This is a genomic window from Streptomyces sp. NPDC050619 (assembly GCF_040654815.1).
Classification (GTDB): domain Bacteria; phylum Actinomycetota; class Actinomycetes; order Streptomycetales; family Streptomycetaceae; genus Streptomyces.
Map to the genome: position 1 here is coordinate 18,355 of NZ_JBFAIR010000029.1, position 25,830 is coordinate 44,184.

The window sequence follows — 25,830 nt, forward strand, 5'->3', positions numbered from 1 at the left end:
GTTTCGTTCGACGACACTCCGGACTATGACAGTCGCTATAGACGACGATCACGCTAGACTATGACAACTGTTATAGCCAGCGAAGCCAGAAGGGATCACGTACGTGACCAAGCCCACCCCGACGGCACGCGAGCGCATCGTCGCCGGAGCCGCCGACATGATCAGCCGCCGCGGGCTGAACGCGACGAGCATCCGAGAGATGGCCAAGCACGCCCGGGCGCCACTCGGCTCGACGTACCACTACTTCCCCGAGGGCAAGCAGCAGTTGGCCACGGAAGCCGTCCGCTACACGGGCGCATGGACCGCGCGCAGCCTGCGCAAGGCACTGGAGGCGGGTCCGGTCGCCGGCCTGCGGGCCTTCCTCGCCCTGTGGCGCAAGATCGTCGTCGACAGTGACTTCCGGGCCGGCTGCCCCGTCCTCGCCGTCTCCATCGAGGAACCTGCCACCGACGAGACACCCGCTGCCCTCGCGGCCGCCGCCGACGTCTTCACCGAATGGGAGAGCCTGCTGGCCACCTCGCTGCGCGAGCACGGCGCCGATCGCGAACAGGCGGCACAGCTCGCGACGCTCATCGTCGCGGCCGTCGAGGGAACCGTCGCCATGTGCCGCGCCAAGCGCAGCACCCAGCCGCTCGACGACACCGCGGAGCAGTTGCAGGCACTCATCCTCGCCACCATCAAGGACTGATCGAAGCCACCCTTTACGACTCCGGCCTTCAGGCACCGAGCGCGGCACGGACCGCCTTGACCCTCTCCTCCGTGAACACCCCGCTCTCAAGGAGCGACAGGATGGACAGCACGCCGCCGGACGACCCCCAGCTGCCCTCGTCGATCACACGGAAGTTGACCCACCACGCCGGTGACGGCTTCTCCAGTCCACAGGCCGCCGCCAGTGCGGCCAGGACGCGCTCGATGACCTCGGCCCGCACATCCGACTGCCAGGCGGCATCCATGACTGCGAGGTCGATCGCCATCACGTCGAGCTCCGGGTCGGCGTCCGCCAGGAGCCGGCCGCCGATGGCCATCATGTCCCGCTCGCGCTCGACGAAGTGCACCTGGAACCCGGGCCGGGCGGCGGGAGCACGCTGCCCCACCTCGGGTACCAGCACCGCGTCCGTCAGTGTCTCGGCCAGCTCACGGCGCTGCTCAAGGCTCAGGCGCCCCTTCGGTGCGTTCACGGTGATGATGGTCACGGCATCCTCCTATGACGGTCGTTATAGAGAGCAGCAGAGTACACCCGCCTATAACGACTGTCATATCGAGCCTTGGCTCGACGACAGGCGTTCGCACGAGCCACCGCCTCGCCATGCACGGAGCCGCATGACCTCGACCGGCTTGTGCGGGCAGGTCCGAGCGTGCTCCTCGGAGCGGAGCAGAACACTCGGGTGATGAGCCTTCAGGGGCGGCCGTCGAGCAGGCGCTTGGGGTGCATGCCGTCGACCATTCCGAGGAAGGGCGGATGGATGCTGTAGCCGAGCATCCGGCGGATGTCCTCGGACACCACGCGGACCGTGTCGCGGGTGGTCGACAGAGTGAACGCCTCCTGCGGCCGGAGCCATGGCTCGCAGTACTGGGCAGTGACGGCCAGGCGGGCATCGGCGGACGCATTGGCGCCGCCCCCATGCCACAGAGTGCCGACGAAGAAGACGCAGGAGCCCGGTGACATGACGGCCTTCACCCGGGTGTCGCCGTCAGCTGGTTGACGGTCGCCCCAGCGGTTCGTACCCGGCAGGACCACTGTGGCGCCGTTCTCCTCGGTGAAGGCGTCGATGGCCCACACCGTGGCCGCGCTCAGTGGCGGCCGGGGACGGGGCACGGGGTACATGCCATCGTCGTGGTGCAGCAACTGGGCGTCCTCGCCGGGTTGGATGTTGATGACCTGGAGTTGGGAGAGCAGGTAGTTGGGCAGGAGCAGCCGGTCCAGCAGGGCCAGCACTCTCGGATGGTCGACCATGCGGTCACAGGCTCGGGTCTTGTTCAGGACGCTGTAGACGCGCTGGGTCAGCCGGCCCTCGAAAGTGTTCCGACCTGTCCTGTCCAGCAGGGGCGTCACGGCTGCCCGGACGTCCTCGCACTCGGTTTCGGTGAGCAGGTTGTCCAGGATGACGTATCCGTCGCGTTCCAGGGCGGCGAGGTCGGCGTCGACAACGGCGGCGGACACTGTGGCTCCACTGCTTACCGTGGCCCTGTGCCGTCGAGCCAGGTCGGCATGGAGACCGTCGAGCGAGTCAATGGTGTCCACACGGCTCTGGCCGGGATCCGGTAGATCGGGCGATTGAGACATGACGCTGTGCTCCTTGGTAAGGACGGTGGTGAAGTCAGAACCACGGCTCCAGGGACGAAGGCCCAAATCTGGTCGCTCGGCCGGGTCGGCGCCGGTGGATCCCGCGGCGGGAACGGAGGCCGACATCCCCGCCCGGCCGGGCTGCCCGGGCTCACGCGACTGGGGGCCACTGGTTCAGATGTCGGCACTCGCGCTCCCTGCACGGCCGGTCGTCCGGCAGTGGTCAGCCATGAAACGATCCGGCCGCGCTGCCGTGTGGGCGGGAGTGATGGACAGGAGCACGGCGCCGCCACACACGGTCATGCCGCAACGACAGAGCAAAGCGGACAACTGTCCACCTCCAGTGAAAACTTTAGTGGACAGCTGTCCGGACGGCAAGGGTGACAGCCCGTCTTGAGCCCTGAACCCCGCCTCGACTCCCGGCCTTCAGCAGTCGACTCACGCCGTCACAGGATCCTCCGCCGAACGTCGATCGCACGGCCGGAACGACCGTCAAGACGCGACCGCCGACGGCCCCACGCATCAACCATCACCAACCCTCGAAGTCCAGAGGTCGGGGGTCAGAGGTCAGGGACCCCGGAAGACTGCGACATGCGGCCACTCTCCCGCGCCCCTCCACCGCGGCGACCTGCCGAGCGGGACGTCGACGCACCCCGCACACCGAACCTCGCGCTCGCCGCCTGGACCCACCGCACATGGAAGGAAGGTTCGTCGCCATGAATCTGCTCATCCTCGGTGCGACCGGCCCCACCGGTCGCCATGTCGTCGACCTGGCCCTCCAGTCCGGCGACACGGTCACAGTCCTGGCGCGCAGGCCGGAAGCGCTGGAGGACCTGGCGGATCAGGTCACCGTGGTCGGCGGAGACGCCACCTCGCACAACGATGTCGCGAAGGCCATGATCGGGCAGGATATCGTCATCTCGGCCCTCGGCAGGAGCACATCCGTGCGCGCCGACGACCTGTTCACCCGCGCCGCGGCGGCCGTGGTCGGCGCGGCCAAGGAAATGGGCGTCTCCCGCCTGGTATGGCTGTCGTCCTTCGGCGTGGGCGACACCTACCGGTCGGCGAGTGCCGCACAGAAAGTCATTTACCGCACGTTGCTGCGGAACATCTACGCGAACAAGGAGATCTCCGAGAGGGCGATCCGCTCCAGCGGCCTGGACTGGACGCTGGTCTACCCGACCATGCTGACCAAGGGCCCCGCCAAGAGCAGTTACCTCGTCGGCGAGCGTCTGCCGATGAAGGGCAACCCGACGATCAGCCGAGCGGACGTCGCCGACTTCATGTACAAGGCGGCCCACAGCCCCGAATGGATCCACCGCAACGCCGTCATCACGGACTGACCATGACTTCCTCCCTCGTGAACGAGGGTGAGGAAGTCAAGGCAGGGGAATCCGCCCGCGACCGCGACTGGCCCGATCCCACGGATCTCGGCCTCCCGAGCGTCACCCTCGCCGTGGCGCTCCCGCGCGCAGCCCGTCCATGACAAGGTCCAGGAGCCGAGTGCTCTGGGTCTGCCAGTCCCCACGGGCATCGATCTGCCAGATGCCGGCGATGACCAGGACGAAGTCGTCAACGGTCAGCCCCGGACGGATGGTGCCGGCCTCGTGATTGGCCGCGACCAATGCTTCGATCGCCGCGATCACCGGCGCGTATCCCGGCTGCGCCGGGCCGTCCGTCGTACCGACGATCTGACGCATCGCGTCCGACAAGCCGGCCTTGGCGACGGCGAAGCGGGCGAGTTGGTCCAGCCATGCACGCAGGGCCTGGTCGGGCGTCCGGGTTTTGAGCAGTTCTGTCGCAGCGTCCGTGAGCAGTCGCACCTCGTGGCCGTAGACCTCCAGGACGAGCGCTTCACGGTTGGGAAAGTTTCGATAGAACGTGCCCTGCCCAACCCCCGCCTTCTTGGCGATCAGACTCAGCGGGACATCCACAGCACGCGACAACTCGGCCAGCGCCACCTCCAGAATCCGCTCCCGATTGCGCTGTGCGTCCGAGCGCTGAGGTCCGCCGTTCTTGGACTCCACTCCCCCTCCTTCCGGGCTCACACCCCCACAGCCCCTTGGCAACCGGATAGCTGTCCGGTACATTCTTGGGTAGTGGACATCGGTCCACTTAGGCCCACCATAGCGCCAGCCGCAGTCGAGGCGAGCGGCCGGTGGCACGCGACCGGCATTCGGTCAGGCCATCAAGGCGCACGGGTGGATGGGCCCGGCCCCGGCGCCCCGCCAGGGTCAAGGAACCGGCGAGATCGAAACCGTGGGCGCGGCGGTACTCGCCATACAGTCCGGCACGCCCCGACCTCCTTCGACGCCATCCGCCCGTCCGCCCCGATCGTGTGCTGCCTGCGGAGAGTCCAAGTGCTTGATATCGCCCAAAAGTTGAGTCGATGGCTCGAAGAGGCCAGAGAGTTCGCCGCGGCCACGGTTGGCGGCGGCAGCTGCAGCGCACCATGGCGACTCGGAGCCGCCCTCGCCATGGACCGCGACGGCAATGGCGTCGGATCGGCCTCCGGCGGCCGCTTGGAAGGAGCCGTGCATGACCTCTGCGCGTGCACTCCAGGACGAGGGCGGGAGTGTCGCCGAACGGGTCGGCTACAGCGACGAGGACTCCGGGCGACCGCGAACCGACCGACGACGCCCGGGTGAAGACCGTCACGCCACCCGGCTCAGCCGTCTTCTTCGTCGGCACCCTACGGCATGGCGACGGCGCCGAACCGTCCGCCAATGAACACCTGACAGTCACAGCCCAGCCTGGTGCAGGCACCCCACGCCCCCTGATCGCACCCCTTCTTCGTGTCCGTCAGGCCGGGATGCTCCCGCAGAGCTCGAGGAGGGAAGTGCGGTGATCGACGGACAGCGAGTAACTCCCGCCATCGACGTTCACAGTGATGGCCCTGGACGTCGTCGAAGGTGGTGGGCCCGTGATCATCCTTCTGTCTCGTTCCTGGAACACGCCGTGGCGACGATTCGGCAGGCAGACGAATCAGGGGCGCGTCGGGAGTCGGATGCCGAGTCGGCAACAGGCCATGCGACGGAGCGATCACCGGCGACACCTGTCATCGACCATTCGCACCGGCCGCACAGGGCCGGTTATGGCGCACTAAGCGGACAATAGTCCGGTGCACGGGAAGGCAGCGGACGAGTATCCCGTCAACACCCTGTCACCAAGGGGAAGGCCGGGCATGCCCGGGAGGAGGACGAGTGGAACCGAAAAACGAGATACCTCAGCGCTCGGACGCACAACGCAATCGCGAGCGCATCCTGGAGGTGGCATTGACCGAGCTGTCCCTGTTCGCGGACGCTCCACTCAGCCTGATCGCCAAAAAAGCGGGAGTCGGGCAAGGGACGATGTACCGCAACTTCCCCAACCGCGAGGCGCTCGTCCTCGAGGTCCACCACCGCGAGGTGCGGCATCTCGCCGACAGCGCGCCCCAGCTCCTGATGAGCAGGAAACCCGACGAGGCCCTGCGCGAGTGGATGAGCCGCCTCGCCTACTTCGCCATGGCCAGGGCCGGACTGGCCGACGCACTACGCCAGGCCATCAGCGCGACGGGAAGCCCGGCGAAGCCGGGATACTCCCTGGTGGTCGACGCAATCAAACTACTGATCAACACCAATCACGAAGCTGGCACCATCCGCCCGGACGTGAACACCGACGACTTCATCCTCGCCATAGCCGGCATCTGGCAGATCGACAACCACGGGGACTGGCGGGCCCAGTCCGGCCGCCTCTTGGACCTCGTGATGGATGGCCTGCGGGTGGGAGCCCCTGGGACGCCGTGAGTTTCCCCTGACTCGTTCCTTGTTGCCAGCGGGCGGTTGTCCGATCAGAGTCATCGGCGCTGCGGCGCCCCGGCCGACGCAGCGCCGCATCCCCCAGAGCTTCCTTGGCCGAGCAGCGTCTCGAGCAAACGGCACTCGGCAGTCTCGTCTTCTCGACCAGCCGCAGACGATGGCCTGCGCCGACAGACGCGATGCTTTCGCCACCGGCGTCGAGAGCCAGATGCTCGGCGTCTTCACCTACCTTCCGCTGCTGCGGGAGTCGGCACACGCGCGGCACCCGGCCGGGCCTCGGCACCTTTCCTTCGTACGCCGATGCCTGGGATCTCAAATGACGCGGCATCAGGCCGACGAAGGGGTGTCCCAAGCGACGCGGAACCCAGTGTTCCCGCTGGAACTGTCGGGGCTGTTGGCGGTGCGGGCGGCTACTCGGTAGCGGTTGCAGTAGGAGTCGTGGCATAGGTACGAGCCGCCGCGCAGGACCCGCGCGACGCCATGGCGCGGCCCGGCGGGGGTGGTGGCCCACCAGTCGGCGCACCATTCCCATACGTTGCCGGCGACGTTGAACAGGCCGTAGCCGTTGGGCTGGTACGCCGTGACAGGCGCGGTGCCGAGGTAGCCGTCCTCCGCGGTATTGCGGGAAGGGAAACGGCCCTGCCAGATGTTGCAGCGGTGTTCCCCGCCGGGAGTGAGTTCGTTGCCCCAGGGGAAGCGTTTGCCCTCCAGGCCACCGCGGGCGGCGTACTCCCACTCCGCCTCGGTCGGCAGCCGCGATCCCTCCCATCGGCAGAACGTGCTCGCGTCCGTCCAGGAGACGTGCACGACGGGATGGTCCGAGCGCCCGGACAGGTCGCTGCCGGGCCCTTCCGGCGCTGCCCAGTACGCCCCTTGGACTCCGCACCACCACGGGGCGCTCTTCGGGCGTGGGGAGATGCGGCGCGGTTCGCCCGACAGGAAGGCGGCGAAGACGTACGACCAGCCGAATCGTTCGGCCTCGGTGCGGTAACCAGTCGCTTCGACGAAGGCGGCGAAGCGCTCGTTGGTCACGCAGTGGGCGTCGATGGCGAAGGGGGCCACGGTGACCGCGCGCACCGGCCCCTCACCGTCGCCGGGGTTGACGTCGGCGTCCTCACTGCCCATCAGAAAGGTTCCACCAGGTAGCCGTACGGCGAAGGCACGGTCGCCGGGACTGCTCCCTGCGGAAGCCGGCACAGGGGCGAGGACGGAATCGGAGGCGGCGGCCGGGTCGCCGGGCCGACCGGGTGGGCAGCAGTGCGGGGACATGTGCGGCATTACTCCGTACGGTGAGGGTGGATCCTGAGGTTGTGCCGAGCGAATGGGTGGGCGATGTCAGTGAGCGAGTAGTGCCACCTGCGCAGTGACCAGGAGACCGGCGACCGTGGCACAGGACGCCACGGTCCCCAGCCGGTGCCGGCCGGTGCCGGATGACCTGGTGGTCAGGGCCGCCGTCGCCACAAGGCAGGCGCCCGCCGCGGTGACCAGCGGGGCATCATGTGTCAGCCCGAAGCGCAGCGCCAGTGCCGCGGCCACCAGTGCCGAGAGGGCCGTGCGGCGGCGTGCGAGCGCGGTCCGCTCCGCCTGAAGGCCGGGGTCGCGCGGGCCTGCGGGGTGGGAGGCCGGTCCGGAACGGTGCCGGGTGGTCACCGTACTCTCCAGACCAGCAGCAGTACGGCGATGCCCGCCAGGGACGCACCCCAGGCCAGCGCGGTCAGCAGCCGGGTCATCGGCAGCGGGCGGTTGTGCCGCATCGCGCGCTGCACGCGCGCCCAGCGACCGTAGGACGAAGCGCACAGCGCTGTTCCCGTCACGGCCAGCAGGGCCCCGAGCGCCGCGCCCGCGTGACTGTGCGCCAGCGGCTGGACGAACTGGGCGACGGCGACGGCGCCCGCCAGCAGGGCCATACCGGTTCTGATCCATGCGAGGAACGTGCGCTCGTTGGCCAGGGAGAAACGGTAATCCGGCTCCTCGCCCTCCTCGTACCAGGGTATGGCGGCGCCGGAGCGCGGCTCGCGCGGTCGGTGTGTCTCTTGGTCGCTTCCTCGCTGCGTCCGCGGTCCGGACGGCCAAGGGGGTCCGCGCACACCGAGGGCGCGCACCGGTAGAGGTGGCGGCGGGACGCCTGGCCCCGGACCGCGGCGTTCCAGGTGCCGCTCGTTCAGCCGTGTCCGAACCCTTGCGGAGGCATTCCACATGTGTCATGGTCTCCCCATCTTAACCATTCCACTTGTGGCATGCATCGTCCGCCGGACAGGGACAGTCCCGCGGAGCCGCCGTAAGGAGCGAGCATGAAGCTCGAATTCATTCTGCTGGGTGTGCTCGCCCGGCATCCCAGTACCGGGTACGACCTGAAGAAGTACCTCGACACCCATGGGCGCTTTCTTCGGTCAAACACCCAGATGAGCCAGGTCTACCGGTCGCTGGGGAAAATGGAATCCAGCGGGTGGGTGATCCACACCGTGCAGGAGCGAGCCGGTGCCACCGACGCCAAGACGTACCGGATCACCGACGAGGGATTGACCGTCTTCCTCGACTGGCTCACCGGCCCGTACAGCCCCCCGACGCGCTACCAGGACCCGGATTTCGGTGTGCGGATCGCCTTCGCGGGATTCATGACGCGCGAACAGCTTCTGCGTCTCATCGACACCGAGCTCACGACGCGCCGCGAACAAGTGGCCCGCTACCGCTTCCGTGACCGCCGCCAAGCCGTCGACACCAGCGCCCCGTTCGACGAAGACCTGGCAACGCTCGTGGACGAGTGGGCCCACGAGGGCGGGGCGCAGGCGATAGACGCATATCTGGAGCACCTGGAGACATTGAGGCGAGTGCTGCTCGACGCTCCGGAGGGTGCCGGGGCTCCGAATCTTCTCTCCCTTCTCCGCGACGCCCACTGAACGAAGGAAGCACTTCCTGTGCGCGCCATCATTCTCATGTTCGACAGCCTGAACCGGCACATGCTCGCTCCGTACGCGGATACGATCGTGGACGCGCCGAATTTCGCGCGGCTGGCTTCCCGGGCGGTGACGTTCGACAACTTCTACGCCGGATCGATGCCCTGTATGCCGGCCCGCCGGGAATTGCACACCGGTCGCCACAACTTCCTGCATCGTTCGTGGGGTCCGCTGGAGCCTTTCGACGATTCGATGCCTCAGATGCTGCGGGACGCGGGAATCCATACGCACCTGGTCTCGGACCATCCGCACTACTGGGAGGACGGCGGGGCGACCTATCACACCCGCTACACCACCTGGGAATTCTTCCGTGGCCAGGAAGGCGATCCGTGGAAGGGGGTCGTCGACGGGTACCGCGAGGGTGAAGGCCCGCCCATGCGGCGGCAGGACGCGATCAACCGCACCTACATGCCCACCGAGGCGGAACACTCCCAGACCCTTACCGTCGACGCCGGTGTGCACTTCCTGCACACCAACGCGGACGCGGACCGCTGGCTGCTGCAACTGGAGCTCTTTGACCCGCACGAGCCCTTCTTCGTGCACGAGCCGTACACCTCCCGCTATCCGGACGACCACCTCGGCCCCGAGTTCGACTGGCCCGGCTACCAGAAGGTCAGCGAGCCCACGGACCAGGTCGAGCACGCACGACGCCGGTACGCCGCGCTCGTGTCGATGTGCGACCACTCACTGGGCCGGGTGCTCGACGTCATGGACGAGCACGACATGTGGGACGACACCCTGCTGATCGTCAACACCGACCACGGCTTCCTGCTCGGCGAGCACGGCTGGTGGGCGAAGTCGGTGATGCCGTGGTTCAACGAACTCGTGCATCTGCCGATGTTCATGTGGGATCCGCGCACCCGGGGCGCGGACACCCGCCGGGGCGCACTCTCGCAGACGATCGACATCGCACCCACCCTGCTGCCCTACTTCGGGCTGGAGACCCCGCCCGAGATGCAGGGGCGCGACCTCGCGGCCGTCCTCGACGACGACCGGCGGCTGCGCGAGGGCGCGCTGTTCGGTATCCACGGCGGTCATGTGAACGTGACGGACGGCCGTTACGTGTACATGCGCGCCACGGCGACTCCGGAGAACGGTCCGCTGGAGGAGTACACGCTCATGCCGACGCACATGCGCGCGCGCTTCGGCGTGGAGGAACTCTCCGACTGGGAGCCGGCCGACCCGTTCCCGTTCACCAAGGGGCTGCGCACCATGCGGATCCCCACCACCGGCGGGTGGCTGAATCCCTGGCGCCACGGGACCCTGCTCTTCGATCTGGAGAACGACCCCGGGCAGCAGCACCCCCTCGACGACCCGGAGGCCGAGCTGCGGATGCTGCGCCTGCTGGCCGACCTCCTGCGGGCCGGCGACGCACCCCGCAGCCAGTTCGAACGGCTCGGCATCCCCTACGACGGCGAGATCACCGAGCGGCACCTGCTCGTCCGGGAGCAGGCGGAACGCGCAGCCGCGCTCGCGGAGCCGATGCCGAGGTCCGAGGAGCTGCCGGACGGTGGTCTCCTCAATCGGCCGGTCCTCGAACTGCTGCGGGACCCCGCCGTCAGGACAGTGGTCGAGAAACACCTCCCCGACCTCACGCACACCGAACTCATCGCCTTCCCCGCCCAGTCGAGCCTGCGCGACCTGGCGCGGTTCGCGGTCATTCCCGCCGGCACACTGCGGTCCCTCGCGGACTGTCTTCAGGGCCTGTAGCCATCTCCCCATGGCTCCCTGAGAGCACGGAACAGGAACTCCCCATGGCAACGGAACAGTCCACGGCGCCAACCGCCGCACCCAACGCCGCCACCGCATCCCAAGTCCCCCACCGCTGGCGCAATCTGCTGACCCTCACCGGCGTCATCTCCGTGGACAACACGGAGGGCAACGCGACCACCACCCTCTTCCCCTCCATTTCCAGCTCCCTCGGCCTGACCAGCGGCAATCTGGGCACGCTCGCGGCGCTCGGCAAGATCGCCTCCGTGCCCGCCGGTCCGTTCTGCGTGTGGCTGGCGGGACGGGCAGGCCGCCGCGCCACCCTCGTGATCACCACCGTCCTCGGCGGCCTGTTCGGAGTCCTCGCGGGATTCGCGCACAACTTCGGCTTCCTGCTGCTGTGCAACACCCTCATGGCCGCTTGTCTGATCGGCGCCTCCCCGATAGCCAACGCCGTCATCGCCGACTCCTTCACGGACCGCGAACGAGGAAAGGCGGTCGGCATCCTCTATGGCATCGCCAATACGTTCGGGCAGGTCATCGGCCCGCTCGTCGCGCTCTTCACGGGCTTCACCGACGGCTGGCGCTACGGGATGTGGGCGATCGGCGGGGTCTGCGTCCTCGCCGGACTCATCGTCGCGGTCGCCTTCAAGGACCCCGGCGTCGGGGCGGCCGAGGAACAGCTCGCCGACCTGAACGAGACGGCACGGGTGAAGAACACCGTCACGGTGAAGTCCGTCCTCTCCCTGTTCCGCATCCCCACCTACTCGGTGATGATGCTCTCGCGGCTCCTCTCCGGACACCTGCTCATCGTCATCTTCGGGATCCAGTTCCTGGTTGCGGAACGCGGCTTCAGCAACGCCGTCGCGGCCATCGTGGGAATTCCGTTCGGCGTCGGATACCTCGCCGGGACCGTCGGCGGCGGCTACCTTCTGGGCTTCGTCGACCGGCGGTGGCCCCAGCGCGGCCGCGTGACCTATCTCCAGCTCGCCCAGGTCCTCTTCGCCGTCGCGGCCTTCTTCGGCACCCAGTTCCACTATGCCGGCGGGATCGGGCTCTACTGCGTCTTCTGGGCCCTCATGGGCTTCGGCCAGGGGGTGAACCCCCCAGTGAACCGGCCACTGGTGACCGCGGTCGTCCTCCCCGAACTCCGCGGCCAGGCATTCGCCATCTGGCTGTCCGTCTTCGAGACCATGGCCTGGGCCGTCTTCGCCCTCGCCGCCGGTCAACTCGCCGAAAACCTCGGCATCCAGGAGGTCTTCCTCTGGATCATGGTGGTCCTCATGCTCCTCAACGCCGCCGTGCTCGGCGTACTCCACAGCACCTACCCCCGGGACGCGCGGCGCGTTACGCACACCCTCGAAGAGCGCAGCAGGCTCGCCCGCGACATCGCCTGACCCGCAGACCACCGACTCCGGCGACGACGCATACCGCTTGCGCCCCGGCCAAGAGAACCCCCCTCCCCCACCGAGAAAGGCTGCACTGTGCCCGCCAACCCCGCGGCCCCCGACGCGCGCGACCTCCTGGGACACCTGACCCTCGCCGAGAAGGTCAAGCTGCTCACCGGGCGCGACTTCTGGTCGACGTGGCCCCTGGAAAAGATCGGACTGCGGAGCATCCTCATGTCCGACGGCCCCTCCGGCGTACGCGGACCGGTCTGGGACGAACGCGAGCCCTCCCTGAACCTGCCCAGCGCCACCTCCCTGTCGGCCTCCTGGGACGGCGCCCTCGCCTACCGCTACGGCGCGGTCATCGCCCAGGAGGCCCGTCGCAAGGGCGTCGACGTGGTGCTCGGCCCCACCATCAACCTCCACCGCTCCCCGCTCGGCGGACGGCACTTCGAGGCGTTCAGCGAGGACCCGCTGCTGACCGGCCGCCTAGCCGCCGCCTACGTGCGCGGCATCCAGGACAACGGCGTGGCCGCGACGCCGAAGCACTACATCGCCAACGACTACGAGACCGACCGCTTCACGGCCTCGACCGAGGTTTCCGAACGCACGCTGCGCGAGGTGTACCTGCTGCCGTTCGAGAAGGCCGTGACCGAGGCACGGGCCTGGGCCGTGATGAGCGCCTACAACGCCGTCAACGGAGTCACCGCGACCGAGAACGACCTTCTGGAGACCCCGCTGAACTCGGAATGGGGCTTCGACGGCGTGGTGATCAGCGACTGGACGGCCGTCCGCTCGACGAACGCCGCCAGGGCCGCCCAGGACCTGGAGATGCCCGGCCCCCGCGGAGCCTGGGGAGACGCCCTGCTCGCGGCCGTCGAGTCCGGCACCGTCGACAAGGCGGACATCGACCGCAAGGTCCTGCGCATCCTCACCCTCGCCGCGCGCGTCGGCGCTCTGGAAGGCGCCGGGGCCGTGCAGCCGGCGGCGACCCCTGACGCCGGCACCGGGTTCGCACGCGAGGCGGCTGCGGAGGGCATGGTGCTGGTACGCAACACCGGGGTGCTGCCGCTCGACCCCGGTGCGGTGACCCGGATCGCCGTCATCGGGCACAACGCGGACCGCGCCCGCACCCAGGGCGGCGGCAGCGCCACCGTCGTACCGGAGCAGGTCGTCAGCCCCCTCGACGGCATCATCGCGGCCTTTCCGGATGCCGAGGTCCAGTACGCGCTCGGCGCCGTCGTCCAGGAGGGCCTCGCCGAACTGCCGCTGGACGCCCTCACCAACGCCGCCACCGGCGAGCCGGGCGTGCGCGTACGCTTCCTGAGCGCAGGGCGCGAACTCTTCGCCGAGGACCGCCGCGCAACCCGGCTCGTCTGGTTCGGCGGAGACGCCCCGGTCGACCGCTCCGACATTCTGGAAATCACCACCCGCTATACCTCCCCCCGCACCGAGACACTGCGCCTCGGCGTCGCCGCCCCGGGAGTCTCGCGCATCTGGGCCGACGGGAGGCTCGTCCTGGACGCCGATGTCCCGCTCGCCGACGAACAACTCGGCGCCGCGTTCCTGCACCCGCCGACCACGTCCGCGGCTCTCCCGGTGACCGCGGGCCAAGCGGTGGAGATCCGCGTCGAGTACGAGATCGCGAAGGACGCCGGTCTCGCCGGAGCCCTCGCGTACACGCTCGGCACGGAAGCGGACGACTCCGACCCCGATGGGCTGATCGAGCGGGCGGCCGCCGCGGCGGCACGGGCCGACGTGGCGGTGGTCGTCGTCGGGACGAACAGCAACGTCGAATCGGAGGGCTTCGACCGGACCTCACTCACCCTCCCCGGCCGGCAGGACGCCCTCGTGCGCGCCGTCGCCCGCGCCAACCCCCGCACGGTGGTGGCCGTCAACTCGGGCTCACCGGTCGAACTGCCCTGGCGCGACGACGCCGCCGCCGTCCTGCTGACCTGGTTCGGGGGCCAGGAGTACGGCAACGCGCTCGCCGACGTGCTCACCGGATCCCGCGAGCCCGGCGGCAGACTGCCCACCACTTGGCCGGCGTGCCAGAGCGACGTGCCCGTGCTCGACGTCACGCCGGTGAACGGCACAGTGCGGTACGACGAAGGCGTCCATGTGGGATACCGGGCCTGGCTGCGATCCGGCACCGCACCCGCCTATCCGTTCGGGTACGGACTCGGCTACACCACCTGGGCGGTGGACCGGGCCACCGCCACCGCGGAATGCGGCCCCGGCGGTGCGGTGGAGGTCCGCGCCGAGGTGACGAACACCGGCGGCCGCCCGGGCAAACACGTGGTCCAGGTCTACGCGTCTCGGGCACACACGGCCGTCGACCGTCCGGCGCGATGGCTGGTGGGCCACGAGGTGGTCCGCCTCGCCCCCGGCGCCACGGAAACCGTGAAGATCACGGTCCCGGCCCGCGCCTTCGCCCACTGGGACAAGGGCGCGTGGGCCCACGAACCGGGAGAGTTCACCCTGCACGTGGGCTCCAGCGCCGAGGACCTGCCCGCCTCGGTGCCAGTGCGTCTGCGCTGACCACCGGTCGCGGCGAAGCCCGCGGCGGACCGGGTGCCGTGCCCGACCCGCCACGGAAGGCTCGGCGGCAGCTGACACAACCGCGCGATGGAATGCATGCTCGGCATCACGCCACCGCGGCGCATGCCCGGCGGGGCCGTCGCGGAGGCCGAACCGCCGGGACGACCGGCGCCCTGCCTTAGCTTGTCCTTCAACCTGCCATGTCTGCTATGCCCTTGAGGCGGAGCGTGGTGTATTGGTCAGCCGTCTGGCTTGGTGCATGAAGGCGGCGTGCGACAGAGCGCTACGGAGCGAGCATGTGAGATCTGTGGCCGAGGTCCGCCGCGTGGTCGATGACCTCATCGACATGAGGTGGTGGCAGCAGGACGACCGCGACATCCTGGTCGTCTTCGACACCGGCTACGAGCTCCGCGCATGGTCTACCTACTGCAAGGACTGCCGGTCGAGATCCTCGGGCGGATGCGCACGGACCGAGTGATGCGCAAGCCGGTCCCGGTGCAGTGGATCTCACCGCCACAGGGCGGACGACCGCCGAAGCACGGCAAGGAGTTCCACTTCGCCAAGCCCGAGACCGGGGGTACGCCCGGTGCCGCGACCGTGCAGGTCACCGCCGCTACGGCACCGTCCGCGTGATGGCCTGGGACCGAATCCACCCCCGGCTGACCGCCCGCTATGGTCCTCGGCCACCGGCCTGTCGGGCGAGGACGTCAATCCCTCCCGTGCGGATGAGGCGGGTGGCGGTGGCGGCGAGGTCGGTGATCAGCGGCGCCAGGAGGGGAAGAGTCAGCCAGACGGCAAGGATCTTGGAGCCGAATCCGGCGGCCCACAGTGCTGGTACCAGCGGCCGGCTCGACCGAGTAGCCCAGGATGCGCAGACCACCGTCTCCCACCCGAAGCACGTTGCAGCTGGAGCGTCAGCAAGCCCACCTGCGGACGCTCGACCGTCTTGCGCGAGGCCTCGAGACTGCCGACCTCGCCCGCATCCCACAGCGGAACATCCCGGGAACCTCGCCCCTCAACTCGCTCCCCTCTCAGGCTTGTTGCTGACCGTTGCACTTGCCAACCGGACAGCCGTCCACTACCATCCATGAGTGGCGGACAACAGTCCGTTTAGCTCCGTCCCGGCGACCACGGCCCGGGCGGATGGCGGGGGCATGCACGTCCGGCGTTGCTGGACCTTTCCTTATATCTGCAGAAGAAAGCTGATGATGGCCCCATCGATGACCAGCACCATCACATTGCTCATCAACGGTGAGCGATACACGCTGTCCGTCGACCACCGCACCACCCTGCTCGACGCGCTGCGCGAGCGGCTCGATCTGACCGGCAGCAAGAAGGGCTGTGACCAAGGGCAGTGCGGTGCCTGTACCGTCCTGCTCGACGGCCGCCGGGCTGTGTCCTGCCTTCAGCTCGCGGTGGCGGCCGAAGGCCGCGAGATCACCACTGTCGAAGGTCTGGCGGACGGTGACCGGCTACATCCGGTGCAGCAGGCGTTCCTCGATCTGGATGGTTACCAGTGCGGTTACTGCACCCCCGGCCAGATCTGTTCGGCCGTGGCGGTGATCGAGGAGCATGCCGCGGGTTGGCCGAGCGCCGTCACCGACGACGTGCGGCCCGATGCGGGGCCGCCGCCGCTGAGTGCGGAGGAGATACGGGAGCGGATGAGCGGCAACCTGTGCCGCTGCGGCGCGTATGTGGCGATTGTCGAGGCGGTCGCACGGGCGGCCGAGGGTGAGAGCGCGGAGGCAGTGGTGTGAGGGAGTTCGACTATCAGCGCGCGCACGACGTCTCCGGCGCTCTCGCGCTGCTCGACACCGAGCCGGAGGCGCGTTTCCTCGGTGGTGGCACCAACCTCGTCGACCTGATGAAGTCCGGCGTCGAGCGGCCCGTCCGGCTCGTCGACGTGAGCGAACTGCCCCTGGACCACGTCGAGGTGACCGAGGACGGCGGCCTGCGCATCGGCGCCACCGTCACCAACAGCGACCTCGCCGCCCATCCCGAAGTGCGGCGCCGCTACCCGGCGTTGGCGCAGGCGGTGCTGGCCGGCGCCTCCGGGCAGCTGCGCAACATGGCGACGGTGGGCGGGAACCTGCTCCAGCGCACCCGCTGCGCCTACTTCACCGATGTCACCAAGGCCTGCAACAAGCGGGTTCCCGGCAGCGGTTGTCCCGCCATTGAAGGCGAGCACCACAACCACGCGATCCTGGGCGCTTCCGAGCACTGCGCGGCCACCCACCCGTCCGACATGGGTGTGGCGCTGACCGCCTTCGATGCCGTGGTTTCGTACGAAACGGCCGACCGGCCCGGGGGTGCCCCCTCTGGGGGAGAGGTACCGCTGGCCGACTTCTATCTGCCGGTGGGGGACTCTCCGCACCGGGAGACGGTGCTGCCGCCGGGTGCGCTGATCACCGGCGTGACGCTGCCGCCCGCCCCGGTCGCCGTCCATTCCCGTTACCGCAAGGTGCGCGAGCGTGCGTCGTATGCTTTCGCGATCGGCTCGATCGCCGCCGCGCTCGACGTCCACGACGGCGTCGTAGGGGAGGTGCGTCTGGCCTTCGGGGCGGTCGCGTCCCGGCCGTGGCGGTCCCGGGAGGCCGAGCGCGTGCTGACAGGGGCACCAGCCGACGCCGAGAGCTTCGCCGCCGCCGCGGTCGCTGAACTGGCCGCCGCGAAGCCGCTGCCGCACAACGCCTACAAGGTGGATCTCATGCGCAACCTTGTGGTGGCCGTACTGACCGAACTCACCGAGGAGGCCGTCCGATGACCACCACCGCGGCACCCACCGCCAAGACCGTCGGCGCCTCGCACGTCCGTGTCGAGGGACGGGACAAGGTCACCGGGGTCGCCCGCTATGCGGGCGAGGTCCCCTTCGCCGGCCTCGCCCACGGCTGGCTCGTGCTGTCCACCGTCGCCCGCGGCCGTATCCGGTCGGTGGACAGTGCTCCCGTCCTCGGCATGCCGGGCGTGCTCGCGGTCCTGCACCACGGCAACGCCATGCCGGTCGACGCAGACTTCGTCATGCCCCCGCTGAGCGTCAAGCCGCACCCGGAGGTCGCCCTCTTCCAGAGCGACCGGGTCGCGCACGTGGGCTGGCCGGTGGCGTTGGTGGTCGCCGAGACGTCCGAGCAGGCCAGGGAGGCCGCCGAGGCGCTCGTGGTGCACTACGAGCAGGAGCCGCACGACATCGCGTTCTCCGCCGACCGCCCGGACGCGCACCCGGAGGCCGGCATGGCTGGGCCAGGGCTGACGGAGAAGGGGGACATGGAGGCAGAACTCGCCGCGTCGGCTGTCGTCGTGGACGAGGAGTACACCACCCCGCAGGAGCATCACAACCCGTTGGAGCCCCATGCGACCACGGCACGGTGGGACGGTGACCGGCTCGAGGTCGTCGACTCCAACCAGAGCAGCGGCAATGTCGCCGACCAGCTCGCGAAGCTGTTCTCGCTCAACCTGGCCTCCGTGCGGGTACGGACCGAGACCGTCGGCGGTGGCTTCGGCAGCAAGGGACCCGTCGGCGTTCACCAGGTGGCCGCTGTGATGGCAGCGACGCTTGTGCAGCGCCCCGTCCGGGTTGTACTGACCCGTCGTCAGATGTTCTCGCTCAACGGCTACCGCAGCCGCACGATCCAGCGGCTCAGGCTGGGTGCGGACGTCGACGGGCGGCTGCGTGCTTTGGATCACCGCGCTCTGAGCATGACCTCGACCGGGTACCAGTACGTCGAGGCGGCCGCCACGATCTCGCGGGTGATGTACGACGCCGACGCGCACCGCACGGCCAACGAGGTGGTCCCGCTCGATGTGCCGTCCCCGCAGTTCCTGCGCGCGCCCGGTGAGGCGCCGGGGGCGTTCGCGCTGGAGTCGGCGCTCGACGAGCTCGCCGAGAAGCTCGGGATCGACCCGATCGAGCTGCGGGTGCGCAACGAGCCCGACCGGGGGCCGGTCTCCGGGCATCCGTTCAGCAGCCGCAACCTGATCGACTGCTTCCGGGAGGGTGCCCGCAGGTTCGGCTGGGCGGACCGCGACCCACGGCCCGGTATGCGCCGGGACGGACGCTGGCTGCTCGGTACCGGCACCGCGGCGTCCAGCTACAACGTGCTGGCCGCGCCGTCCACGTGCGCGGTGACGGCGGAGGCGGACGGCACCTTCACCGTGCGCATCGCCGCCTCCGACATCGGAACGGGGGCGCGGACCGCGCTCACCCAGCTCGCCGCCGACGCGCTCCACGTGGCGCCGGACCAGGTCCGGGTCCATATCGGAGACAGCGACTTCGGCCCGGCAGCACCCGGTGGCGCCTCAATGGGCACCCGCTCCTGGGCCTGGGCCATCAAGGCCACCGCCGGGGAACTGCTGAAGCGGCTCCACCTTGGCGCCACCATCCCGCCGGAAGGCATGACGGTACGGTCCGACACCACCGCGGCCGTCGTCGCCCTCGCGCAGCAGGAGCCCAAGGAACGGCACACCTTCGGTGCACAGTTCGCCGAGGTCGCCGTGGACCTCGCCACCGGCGAGGTGCGCGTGCGGCGCATGCTCGGCGTCTTCGCGGCCGGCCAGATCGTCAACCCGCTGACCGCACGGAGCCAGTTCATCGGCGGCATGATCTGGGGCATCTCCATGGCCCTGCATGAGGAGGCCACCCTCGATCCCGCCACCGGCGGCCTCGTCGGTGCCGACCTCGCGGGCTATCACTTCGCCGCGAACGCCGACGTGCCCGCCATCGAGGCGTACTGGGTGGACGACCCGGACCCCGACGACCCGGTGGGCATCAAAGGCATCGGCGAGGTCGGCAACGTCGGCGCCGCGGCGGCCATCGCCAACGCGGTCTGGCACGCAACCGGCGTCCGCCACCGCCACCTGCCCATCCGGCCCGACCGGGTCCTGACCGTCGGAGCACCAAGTGCTTGAGCTGTCGAGGAGTTGCGTAGGACGCCATTTACTCAGAACCGGGGCTCAGGAACACCCACTTACGCCCCCGAGGCGACTCCGCCCGCTCTGGAAGCGGCCGTAGCGGACTGTCGTGCCTGCGGCACGCCCCGTAACCGTCGGCGGGCGGGGCCACAGGTCATCCGTGGTCGCCTCGCCGTGGCGAATCGGCAAGGGGTGAGTCAGCGCGCAGCGCGCCAGACGATGCAGGTGGGAGAGCCTGTCTCGGCGAGGATGCCGACGGGGCGTAGCCGTCGGCCGTCGCCGTTGAGGCGGAAGCCGACGATGGTGTCCGTCACCTCATTGGCGGCGAACAGCCGCTTTCCTGAGGGCTCCAGTCCGATGAAGCGGGGTCGGATGCCCCCGGTGGAGACCCAGTCGACGGGCTTGAGTCCACCGTGGCGTTCGATGGCGAAGACACCGATGGTGTCGGGGTCGGGTCCCCCAGGCGTGGCGTCGCCTGCGCCGCTGCGGTTGGAGGCGAAGAGGTGGCTGCCGTCCGGTGAGACGGCGATTTCGGCGGCTTCATCGGCATCAGCACCACGCCGTTGCGCGAGGCACTACGCCGCCTCAAGAGCGAGGGCCTGGTCGAGTTGGACGCCCACCGCGACGCCAGGGTCTCGCCCTTTCGCGCAGAGGAGGCTCGCGATCTGCTGGAGATCCGACGGTCCCTGGACCCACTGGCCGCCTCACTGGCTGCCGAACGGCGCACCAACGCCGACATCCACGCCATCCGCGCCGCGGCGGAGGGCCTGGCACCTCTTCACCCCCACCCGAGCGTCGAGCAATTGGTGGCGCACCGCCGCTTCCACGCCGCGATCTACACCGCGTCCCACAACGACCTGCTGATCGGGACCCTGGAGGCGCTCTGGGACAAGGCCGACCGCTATCGCCTCCTGGCGCTCCGCACGGACCCGGGCCAGGACGCCCGGGACCAGAAGGCCAAGGAGCATGAGGCCCTCGTCGAATGCGTCGCCCTGGGTGACAGCGCCGGCGCGGCGGAGGTCATGCGGAAGCACATCGACACCAGCCTTGGAGCGACAGCGGTGTGGCGGCTCGGCCATTCCGACACCGACGACGGAACCTGACTCCGTCCTGGCGACAACCAGCGGCGCCATCACCGACAGGGGCAGGGGACGGGCAAGGGCACTCCTGACTCTCGGTTCGCCTGCTTCGCGGCGCCGATCCCACTCCGCGACCGCCCTAACCGACCCCACCGGAACCCGGTGCAGCTCGCGGTGAACCCTGATACCTCACCCTGGAGTTGCGATGCACACGACGCCCATGACCACCGCCGACCTCGTCGACGAGCACGGTGACCACCTGCGCGTCTGTGACGTGCAGTTCACCTCGTACGGGGCCGTTCAGCCCTTCGCCGGTCCCGTACGCACCGTCTCCTGCCACGACGACAACGCCCTGCTGCACGAGTTGCTCCGCACACCCGGCGAGGGGTGTGTCGCGGTCGTCGACGGCGGAGCCTCGCTGCGCACCGCGCTGCTGGGGGACGTGATGGTCGGGCGGGCACGTGACAACGGATGGGCCGGCGTGATCGTGTACGGGGCCGTCCGTGACAGTGCCGTACTGGCCGGGATGGAACTCGGGATCCAGGCCCTGGGCACCAACCCGCGCAAGAGCGGGAAAGCCGGCACCGGCGCCGTCGACGTACCCGTGTCGTTCGGCGGAGTCACGTTCACCCCCGGCGAAATCCTCCACGCCGACCACGACGGAGTCGTCCTCCTGCCGAGTGCCTGACCCCGCGGGTACCGGGGCCGGATACCGGGTGCGGCGCACCTCCCACAGGACGAGCGGGGAGCGTGCGGGAACGTGACCGTCACGATCAAGTTTCCGCCTCCCGGGGCGCGGTGCGGGCGCCGCCGACCTGGGTACCGGTCACGGCGCGGACGATCGACGGGCCTTGTCCATGGACACAGCTTCTTCGGCTTCAGTCGACAACGTGCGCCATCACCTCTTCGTCGGCGCCTTCGAGGCCGCCGGACCACGGCTCTCCCCTGTCCCGCCGGGCCGGCCGTGGTGATGACGGGTGACGTCGGATGGAGTTGTCGCGGCCGACGCGGCCTCCTTCTTGACCCCGGTCGGAGCACCGGTACGACGGGGGATGGCAGCCGGAGACGGTATCTGTGCAGCGTGGCCGCGGTCTGGGACCCCGCCACCGTCCTCGGCCGGCGGGGAAGGCGCGGGCAAGGGCGATGGCGAAGGAACGGGGGCAGGGCCAGCGGGGCTGGTCACCGGGTAGCAGTCCGACAGCGTCGCACGGGCCGGGAGCCGGGACACCGACACCACGCCGGACGTGGCGGAGAGCGCCGCGACCTGCCGCCCGGTGAGCCGGGCGGTGAAAACGCCGGGCGTGGCACCGAAGGTGTCGCTGAGCCGTACCGCGTAGACGTCGCCACCGTATTCCCGTCGCCCTCCCGGCCCCGGAGCATGGACAGTTGTTGTTCTGGCCTGCATGACAGTGAAGGTGAGCACCAAGGCTCCGGCGAAGACAGGGGTCAGCAGCATGCCGATCGCCCGGCCGCTTCCGTGATTCTGTGTCAACTCTGCTCCAGGGTGGTCTGTCCGATATAGCGTCTGCCTCCGGCCTGCAAGGACGGCCTGTCACCTCTGGCGGGTCATCGGTCCGATGTGCATGTGGGGCGTCGACAAATCGGCAAGGTGGGGAAGCACGGTCTGGAATGCGGCGCGAAGCCCAGTCGCAAGGGCCCTCGCCCCGAAGCGGCGCAGGGCCAGGGCACGCGCGGCAATGGCACGGATGCCCGGGCCCCCGAACCCGGTCGGGCGGAGAGGCCGAAGCCCTGCGCTTCGTGGCCATGCACGAAGGCCGTGACCGAATGTTCGGAGCTCAGGGCCAGGTCGACGACATGGCGACCGGTGGGCCGGTCACACCTGGGATGAGTAATCGCATGGCAAGGAGATCTTCCGCGTGGGGAGGAAGGAGAAGAGCAGTGAGCGAACGCCCGTCGCGCCGCCGGGCGCATGTGATCCGTGACGCCGAACTTAACCGGACAGCCATCCGCTACGGAGAAAGTACCGGACAGCCGTCCGGTAGACAAGGTCGAATCCGGCGACGCGCAGGACATGAGGACGCCGACAGCCCGAGAATCATCGACGCCCACTGCCTCGTCGGCCCCACGGACCGGAGTGCCAGCGCCTGGGCGTTCCCGCCCGCAGACCGCCCATGAGGAGGGCGACACCCGCATCACCCGGCTCGTGGCGCCCGGGAATCAGCTCACGAAGGCCCGGCCCCGCGCCCCTGACCGCCTCGGCGAGGTCGTCGCGGGGTCGTTGAACGTCGAAGCGGGGAGGTGATGCGTGCCCGATCCAGGCCGGGCTGGACATCGGCCGTCACCACAGTGGTGTCGTTCATGGATCGCTTTCCTTGCGGTGCATCGCACGCGGTCGGTTGTTGCACACGGGCCGGCAAGGAGGAGTGGTGGCGGCTTCTCGTCGGTGTACGGAAGAGGGGCTGTGCCTGCTTCGAGGTGAGTTCGACGACGGTGATGTCCGACGGCGCGCCCACGCGGACCGGCGGGCCCCAGGCCCCTGCGCCACGGCTCACGTACAGCTGGGTGTCGCCGTACCGCTCCAGGCCGGCGACGGTGGGGTTGGCCGGCTCCGCGACGAGGTTGCCGGGCCAGAGCTGGCCGCCGTGGGTGTGCCCGGAGAGCTGGAGGTCGACGCCGTGGCGGACGGCGTCGTGGATGACGACGGGCTGGTGGGCGAGGAGGACGGAGGCCCGGGAGCGGTCGCGGTCGCCGAGCGCCTTGCGGAGGTCGGGGCCTGGTCCCTCGTCTTCTCCCTGGACGTCGTTGACGCCCGCCAGATCGAAGCCGGGCAGTTCCGCGCGGGCGTTCTCCAGCGGGCGCAGCCCCAGATCCCGCACCTTCTCGACCCTCCCCCAGTGCCTTAAGGACCTGGGGGCACCCCCAGCTCGGCGCCGGAGAAGTACTCGTGGTTGCCGGTGACGAAGAACGCCCCGTGGCGCGCCCGCAGTTGGGCGAGTGGTTCGACATCGGCGAGGTCCTCGACACTGCCGTCCACCAGATCACCGACGACGGCGATCAGGTCGGGCGTGGTGGCGTTGATGGTGTCGACGACCCGCTGCGAGAATCCGCGACCCAGGATCGGGCCCAGGTGGATGTCGCTGACCACCGCGATCCGGAAACCGTGCGCGCTGCGAGGCAACTTGGCCAGCGGAATGGTAAGCCGCTTCACCGCAGGACCACGGAGTACGCCGTACGTGCCGTAGCCGACGGTGCCGAGAGCCACAGCCGCAGCCGCAGCCGCCCCACCCACCACACGAGAGACGAAGAGGCGGCGCGAGGGAGCGGAACCGGACGAGTGCTCGGGGTCCGGGCCGCGCGGGTGGTCCGGCACCGTGACGGGCTCGGCAGTGCCCTGCGCGGTAGCGGAGTCGCTGAGCTCCGCCCTGCCGGACCGCTTGTCGCCGATCGCGTCGAGATGATCCTGGTCCTCTGCCGAACCGGGCTCACCACGCAGTGCAGCCGTGGAGTCCGCCATCGGTGAGGCCCGTCGCTCAGTGTCGGTTCCTGCGTCCCGCCGGGCGAGGCACCACCGCAGCCCGGGCCGGACGGCCTCGCCTGCCAGCAGGGCCAACAGCAGATACAGGAAGAGGGCCAGCCACAGGTCTCCGGGCCAGGCAATGACGCGCTGGAGGACGAACGGGACTCCCACCGATCCGCCCGCCAGAGAACCGATCGTGAGCACCGGCCCGGCCACGAAGACGGCATTGCCGATTCTCCGGTGGACGGAGCGCGGGGGCGAGGTTTCGCGTATGAGACGGCGCCACACGTACCAGTGGAGTGTGACGAACGCCGCCAGAACGGCGACTGCGATGACGACGAAGACGATGCCCACGGCCTGGCGCAGCCCTTCCCTCGAAAACGTGACGTCCGGCCGGCAAGCGCCGAACGAGGACAACCGCACGGCACCGACCTGGCCATGGCCGCTGGGTCGTCGAACTCACGATGTGCGCCCCGAGGCGCGCGAAAGTTCGAGCACGCGCCACGGCCCTCCGGGAGGGACGCGCGAAGGCCCGCGGCTCGAAGCGTCCTGGGTGGCCTCGCCGTCATGACTGGGTCGGGTGTACCGCTCCTGGTGATGAGCAGCCGTCTGCCGTGGCGAGCAGGAGAAGCCGTGCCGACAGGCAGTGGACGAGATGGCTGACGACGAAAGGTGCCTCCTGGTTGCCGGCACTGCGCCGGTCCGTTCGGGAACCGCGGACGGCCGACGTGAAGACGGGCTATGTCCCTACCGTTCCCGGTGGTCGCGCCCGCCATCACGACGATGCTCGTGGGGCGGTTCTCCTTGAGGCGTTTCGACAGCCCCCGGATGTCACGAGAGGTCGGCGAGATCTTCTTCGGTGAGGGTGATCCCGGCGGCGGCCATGTTGTCCTCCACGTGCGAGAGAGAGCCCGTGCCAGGGATGGCCAGGGTCACCGGCGAGGAGGCCAGCAGCCAGGCCAGGCCGATCTGCGCCACGGTGGCGCCGTGCCGGGCAGCGACCTTGGCCAACCGCTCGTCGTCGAGTTCCCGACCGCCACCGAGCGGGAAGAAGGGCACGAACGCGATGTCGGCCTCCTCGCAGACGGCCAGCAGTTCCACGTCGTTGCGCTTGGCGGCGTGGAACTCGTTCTGCACTGCCACGACCGGGGCGATCGCTCGGGCCTCCGCGAGATGGTCGGCGTCGACGTTGCTGAGGCCGAGGTGACGGATCAGACCCTCCTCGCGCAGCGCCGCGAGGGACTCGAAGCGGTCGGCGAGGGACTCGCCGCGCGGGGGTTCCATGGGGCCGATGCGCAGGTAGACCAAGTCGAGGCGGTCCACGCCCAGTCCTTCGAGGTTGGCCTCGACAAGGCCACGCATGTCGGCCGGAGTGGCGTGATGGAGTCCGCCGTCGCGGATGACGGGGCCCACCTTGGTGGCGATGACCAGGTCGGACGCGTAGGGATAGAGGGCCTCGCGCACAAGGGTGTTCGCGCGTACCGCACCACCGGCGCTGAAGTAGAAGTCGGCAGTGTCTATGTGATTGACGCCCAGCTCGACGGCGCGGCGCAGTACGGCACGGCCGGTCTCGGGGTCGCGGGCGGGACCGCCCATACCCTCCTTGGACGGCAGGCGCATGGTGCCGAAGCCGAGGCGGTTGACGGCCAGGTCGCCGCCGAGGCGGAATTCATTGCTCATGGGCCCAGCGTGCA

Annotated in this window: 20 protein-coding genes and 4 pseudogenes; 14 read left to right on the top strand and 10 right to left on the bottom strand. The window is 69.4% G+C overall.

Features of this window, described 5'->3' with window-relative positions:
* Positions 1-103: 103 nt before the first annotated feature.
* Entirely contained in the window at positions 104-688 is a 585-nt protein-coding gene (locus tag AB0I77_RS36900) for a TetR/AcrR family transcriptional regulator (RefSeq protein ID WP_363287149.1), read from the top strand.
* 28 nt (positions 689-716) lie between these two features.
* Here the strand turns inward: AB0I77_RS36900 and AB0I77_RS36905 are convergent, their stop codons facing one another.
* A complete protein-coding gene (locus tag AB0I77_RS36905) occupies positions 717-1,193 on the bottom strand; it encodes a tautomerase family protein (protein ID WP_363287150.1) in 477 nt (158 codons plus the stop codon).
* Between the two features lie 203 nt (positions 1,194-1,396).
* The gene (locus tag AB0I77_RS36910; RefSeq protein ID WP_363287151.1) at positions 1,397-2,161 is read right to left on the bottom strand and encodes a phytanoyl-CoA dioxygenase family protein; all 765 of its coding nucleotides are present in this window, start codon (positions 2,159-2,161) and stop codon (positions 1,397-1,399) included.
* An 839-nt stretch (positions 2,162-3,000) separates the two neighbouring features.
* Here AB0I77_RS36910 and AB0I77_RS36915 point away from each other — a divergent pair.
* On the top strand, positions 3,001-3,627 hold the full coding sequence (locus AB0I77_RS36915; protein ID WP_363287152.1) for an NAD(P)-binding oxidoreductase: 627 nt from the start codon (positions 3,001-3,003) through the stop codon (positions 3,625-3,627).
* A 102-nt stretch (positions 3,628-3,729) separates the two neighbouring features.
* On the opposite strand, the gene AB0I77_RS36920 is transcribed toward AB0I77_RS36915, so the two are convergent.
* Positions 3,730-4,311, bottom strand: coding sequence for a TetR/AcrR family transcriptional regulator (locus tag AB0I77_RS36920; RefSeq protein WP_363287153.1), 582 nt, complete (start codon positions 4,309-4,311; stop codon positions 3,730-3,732).
* A 333-nt stretch (positions 4,312-4,644) separates the two neighbouring features.
* Here AB0I77_RS36920 and AB0I77_RS36925 point away from each other — a divergent pair.
* Positions 4,645-4,897: pseudogene (locus AB0I77_RS36925) on the top strand (XdhC family protein); the annotation flags it as partial.
* A 142-nt stretch (positions 4,898-5,039) separates the two neighbouring features.
* Here AB0I77_RS36925 and AB0I77_RS36930 read toward each other — a convergent pair.
* Positions 5,040-5,215, bottom strand: a pseudogene (locus AB0I77_RS36930) ((2Fe-2S)-binding protein); the annotation flags it as partial.
* Between the two features lie 272 nt (positions 5,216-5,487).
* Here AB0I77_RS36930 and AB0I77_RS36935 point away from each other — a divergent pair.
* Positions 5,488-6,069 (top strand): TetR/AcrR family transcriptional regulator, encoded by a 582-nt coding sequence (locus AB0I77_RS36935; protein WP_363287154.1) that lies wholly within the window; start codon positions 5,488-5,490, stop codon positions 6,067-6,069.
* Between the two features lie 339 nt (positions 6,070-6,408).
* Here the strand turns inward: AB0I77_RS36935 and AB0I77_RS36940 are convergent, their stop codons facing one another.
* The 3 genes from AB0I77_RS36940 to AB0I77_RS36950 are packed head-to-tail and all read right to left on the bottom strand — an operon-like array spanning position 6,409 to position 8,279.
* A complete protein-coding gene (locus AB0I77_RS36940; protein ID WP_363287155.1) occupies positions 6,409-7,359 on the bottom strand; it encodes a formylglycine-generating enzyme family protein in 951 nt (316 codons plus the stop codon).
* 57 nt (positions 7,360-7,416) lie between these two features.
* Positions 7,417-7,731, bottom strand: a complete 315-nt coding sequence (locus tag AB0I77_RS36945) for a DUF202 domain-containing protein (protein WP_363287156.1) — start codon at positions 7,729-7,731, stop codon at positions 7,417-7,419.
* Positions 7,728-8,279 carry a DUF202 domain-containing protein gene (locus AB0I77_RS36950; protein WP_363287157.1) on the bottom strand — a complete coding sequence of 184 codons (552 nt, stop codon included), beginning with the start codon at positions 8,277-8,279 and terminating at the stop codon, positions 7,728-7,730. The genes AB0I77_RS36945 and AB0I77_RS36950 overlap by 4 nt, the downstream gene beginning before the upstream one ends.
* A 93-nt stretch (positions 8,280-8,372) precedes the next feature.
* Between AB0I77_RS36950 and AB0I77_RS36955 the strand changes: the two genes are divergently transcribed.
* From AB0I77_RS36955 to AB0I77_RS36990, 8 genes and pseudogenes are all read left to right on the top strand, one after another.
* Complete coding sequence (locus AB0I77_RS36955; RefSeq protein WP_363287158.1) at positions 8,373-8,978, top strand: PadR family transcriptional regulator; 606 nt, start codon at positions 8,373-8,375, stop codon at positions 8,976-8,978.
* A gap of 18 nt (positions 8,979-8,996) precedes the next feature.
* Complete coding sequence (locus AB0I77_RS36960) at positions 8,997-10,745, top strand: sulfatase (RefSeq protein WP_363287159.1); 1,749 nt, start codon at positions 8,997-8,999, stop codon at positions 10,743-10,745.
* Positions 10,746-10,789: 44 nt separating this feature from the next.
* Positions 10,790-12,142: an MFS transporter gene (locus AB0I77_RS36965; RefSeq protein WP_363287160.1), complete on the top strand. Its 1,353-nt coding sequence runs from the start codon at positions 10,790-10,792 to the stop codon at positions 12,140-12,142.
* 87 nt (positions 12,143-12,229) lie between these two features.
* Complete coding sequence (locus AB0I77_RS36970) at positions 12,230-14,674, top strand: glycoside hydrolase family 3 C-terminal domain-containing protein (protein ID WP_363287161.1); 2,445 nt, start codon at positions 12,230-12,232, stop codon at positions 14,672-14,674.
* 310 nt (positions 14,675-14,984) lie between these two features.
* Positions 14,985-15,345: pseudogene (locus tag AB0I77_RS36975) on the top strand (transposase); the annotation flags it as partial.
* A 537-nt stretch (positions 15,346-15,882) separates the two neighbouring features.
* Positions 15,883-16,431, top strand: a complete 549-nt coding sequence (locus AB0I77_RS36980) for a 2Fe-2S iron-sulfur cluster-binding protein (RefSeq protein WP_363287258.1) — start codon at positions 15,883-15,885, stop codon at positions 16,429-16,431.
* Positions 16,428-17,438 (top strand): xanthine dehydrogenase family protein subunit M, encoded by a 1,011-nt coding sequence (locus AB0I77_RS36985; RefSeq protein ID WP_363287162.1) that lies wholly within the window; start codon positions 16,428-16,430, stop codon positions 17,436-17,438. Before AB0I77_RS36980 ends, AB0I77_RS36985 begins: the two co-directional genes overlap by 4 nt.
* On the top strand, positions 17,435-19,576 hold the full coding sequence (locus tag AB0I77_RS36990) for a xanthine dehydrogenase family protein molybdopterin-binding subunit (protein ID WP_363287163.1): 2,142 nt from the start codon (positions 17,435-17,437) through the stop codon (positions 19,574-19,576). Before AB0I77_RS36985 ends, AB0I77_RS36990 begins: the two co-directional genes overlap by 4 nt.
* 200 nt (positions 19,577-19,776) lie before the next feature.
* On the opposite strand, the gene AB0I77_RS36995 is transcribed toward AB0I77_RS36990, so the two are convergent.
* Positions 19,777-20,109 carry a beta-propeller fold lactonase family protein gene (locus AB0I77_RS36995; protein WP_363287259.1) on the bottom strand — a complete coding sequence of 111 codons (333 nt, stop codon included), beginning with the start codon at positions 20,107-20,109 and terminating at the stop codon, positions 19,777-19,779.
* A gap of 33 nt (positions 20,110-20,142) precedes the next feature.
* Here AB0I77_RS36995 and AB0I77_RS37000 point away from each other — a divergent pair, with 33 nt between their 5' ends.
* Positions 20,143-20,682 carry a GntR family transcriptional regulator gene (locus tag AB0I77_RS37000; RefSeq protein WP_363287164.1) on the top strand — a complete coding sequence of 180 codons (540 nt, stop codon included), beginning with the start codon at positions 20,143-20,145 and terminating at the stop codon, positions 20,680-20,682.
* A 181-nt stretch (positions 20,683-20,863) separates the two neighbouring features.
* Entirely contained in the window at positions 20,864-21,346 is a 483-nt protein-coding gene (rraA, locus tag AB0I77_RS37005; protein WP_363287165.1) for a ribonuclease E activity regulator RraA, read from the top strand.
* A 1,735-nt stretch (positions 21,347-23,081) separates the two neighbouring features.
* Here rraA and AB0I77_RS37010 read toward each other — a convergent pair.
* Together AB0I77_RS37010 and AB0I77_RS37015 are read right to left on the bottom strand one after the other, a co-directional pair.
* Positions 23,082-24,490: pseudogene (locus tag AB0I77_RS37010) on the bottom strand (metallophosphoesterase); the annotation flags it as partial.
* A 477-nt stretch (positions 24,491-24,967) separates the two neighbouring features.
* The gene (locus AB0I77_RS37015; protein WP_363287166.1) at positions 24,968-25,816 is read right to left on the bottom strand and encodes an aldo/keto reductase; all 849 of its coding nucleotides are present in this window, start codon (positions 25,814-25,816) and stop codon (positions 24,968-24,970) included.
* Positions 25,817-25,830 lie beyond the last annotated feature (14 nt).

Coding starts and splice junctions, on each gene's coding strand:
- AB0I77_RS36915 (WP_363287152.1), top strand. CDS start 3,001: ATGAATCTGCTCATCCTCGGTGCGACCGGCCCCACCGGTCGCCATGTC.
- AB0I77_RS36940 (WP_363287155.1), bottom strand. CDS start 7,359: ATGCCGCACATGTCCCCGCACTGCTGCCCACCCGGTCGGCCCGGCGAC.
- AB0I77_RS36950 (WP_363287157.1), bottom strand. CDS start 8,279: ATGTGGAATGCCTCCGCAAGGGTTCGGACACGGCTGAACGAGCGGCAC.
- AB0I77_RS36955 (WP_363287158.1), top strand. CDS start 8,373: ATGAAGCTCGAATTCATTCTGCTGGGTGTGCTCGCCCGGCATCCCAGT.
- AB0I77_RS36965 (WP_363287160.1), top strand. CDS start 10,790: ATGGCAACGGAACAGTCCACGGCGCCAACCGCCGCACCCAACGCCGCC.
- AB0I77_RS36980 (WP_363287258.1), top strand. CDS start 15,883: ATGGCCCCATCGATGACCAGCACCATCACATTGCTCATCAACGGTGAG.
- AB0I77_RS36990 (WP_363287163.1), top strand. CDS start 17,435: ATGACCACCACCGCGGCACCCACCGCCAAGACCGTCGGCGCCTCGCAC.
- rraA (WP_363287165.1), top strand. CDS start 20,864: ATGCACACGACGCCCATGACCACCGCCGACCTCGTCGACGAGCACGGT.
- AB0I77_RS37015 (WP_363287166.1), bottom strand. CDS start 25,816: ATGAGCAATGAATTCCGCCTCGGCGGCGACCTGGCCGTCAACCGCCTC.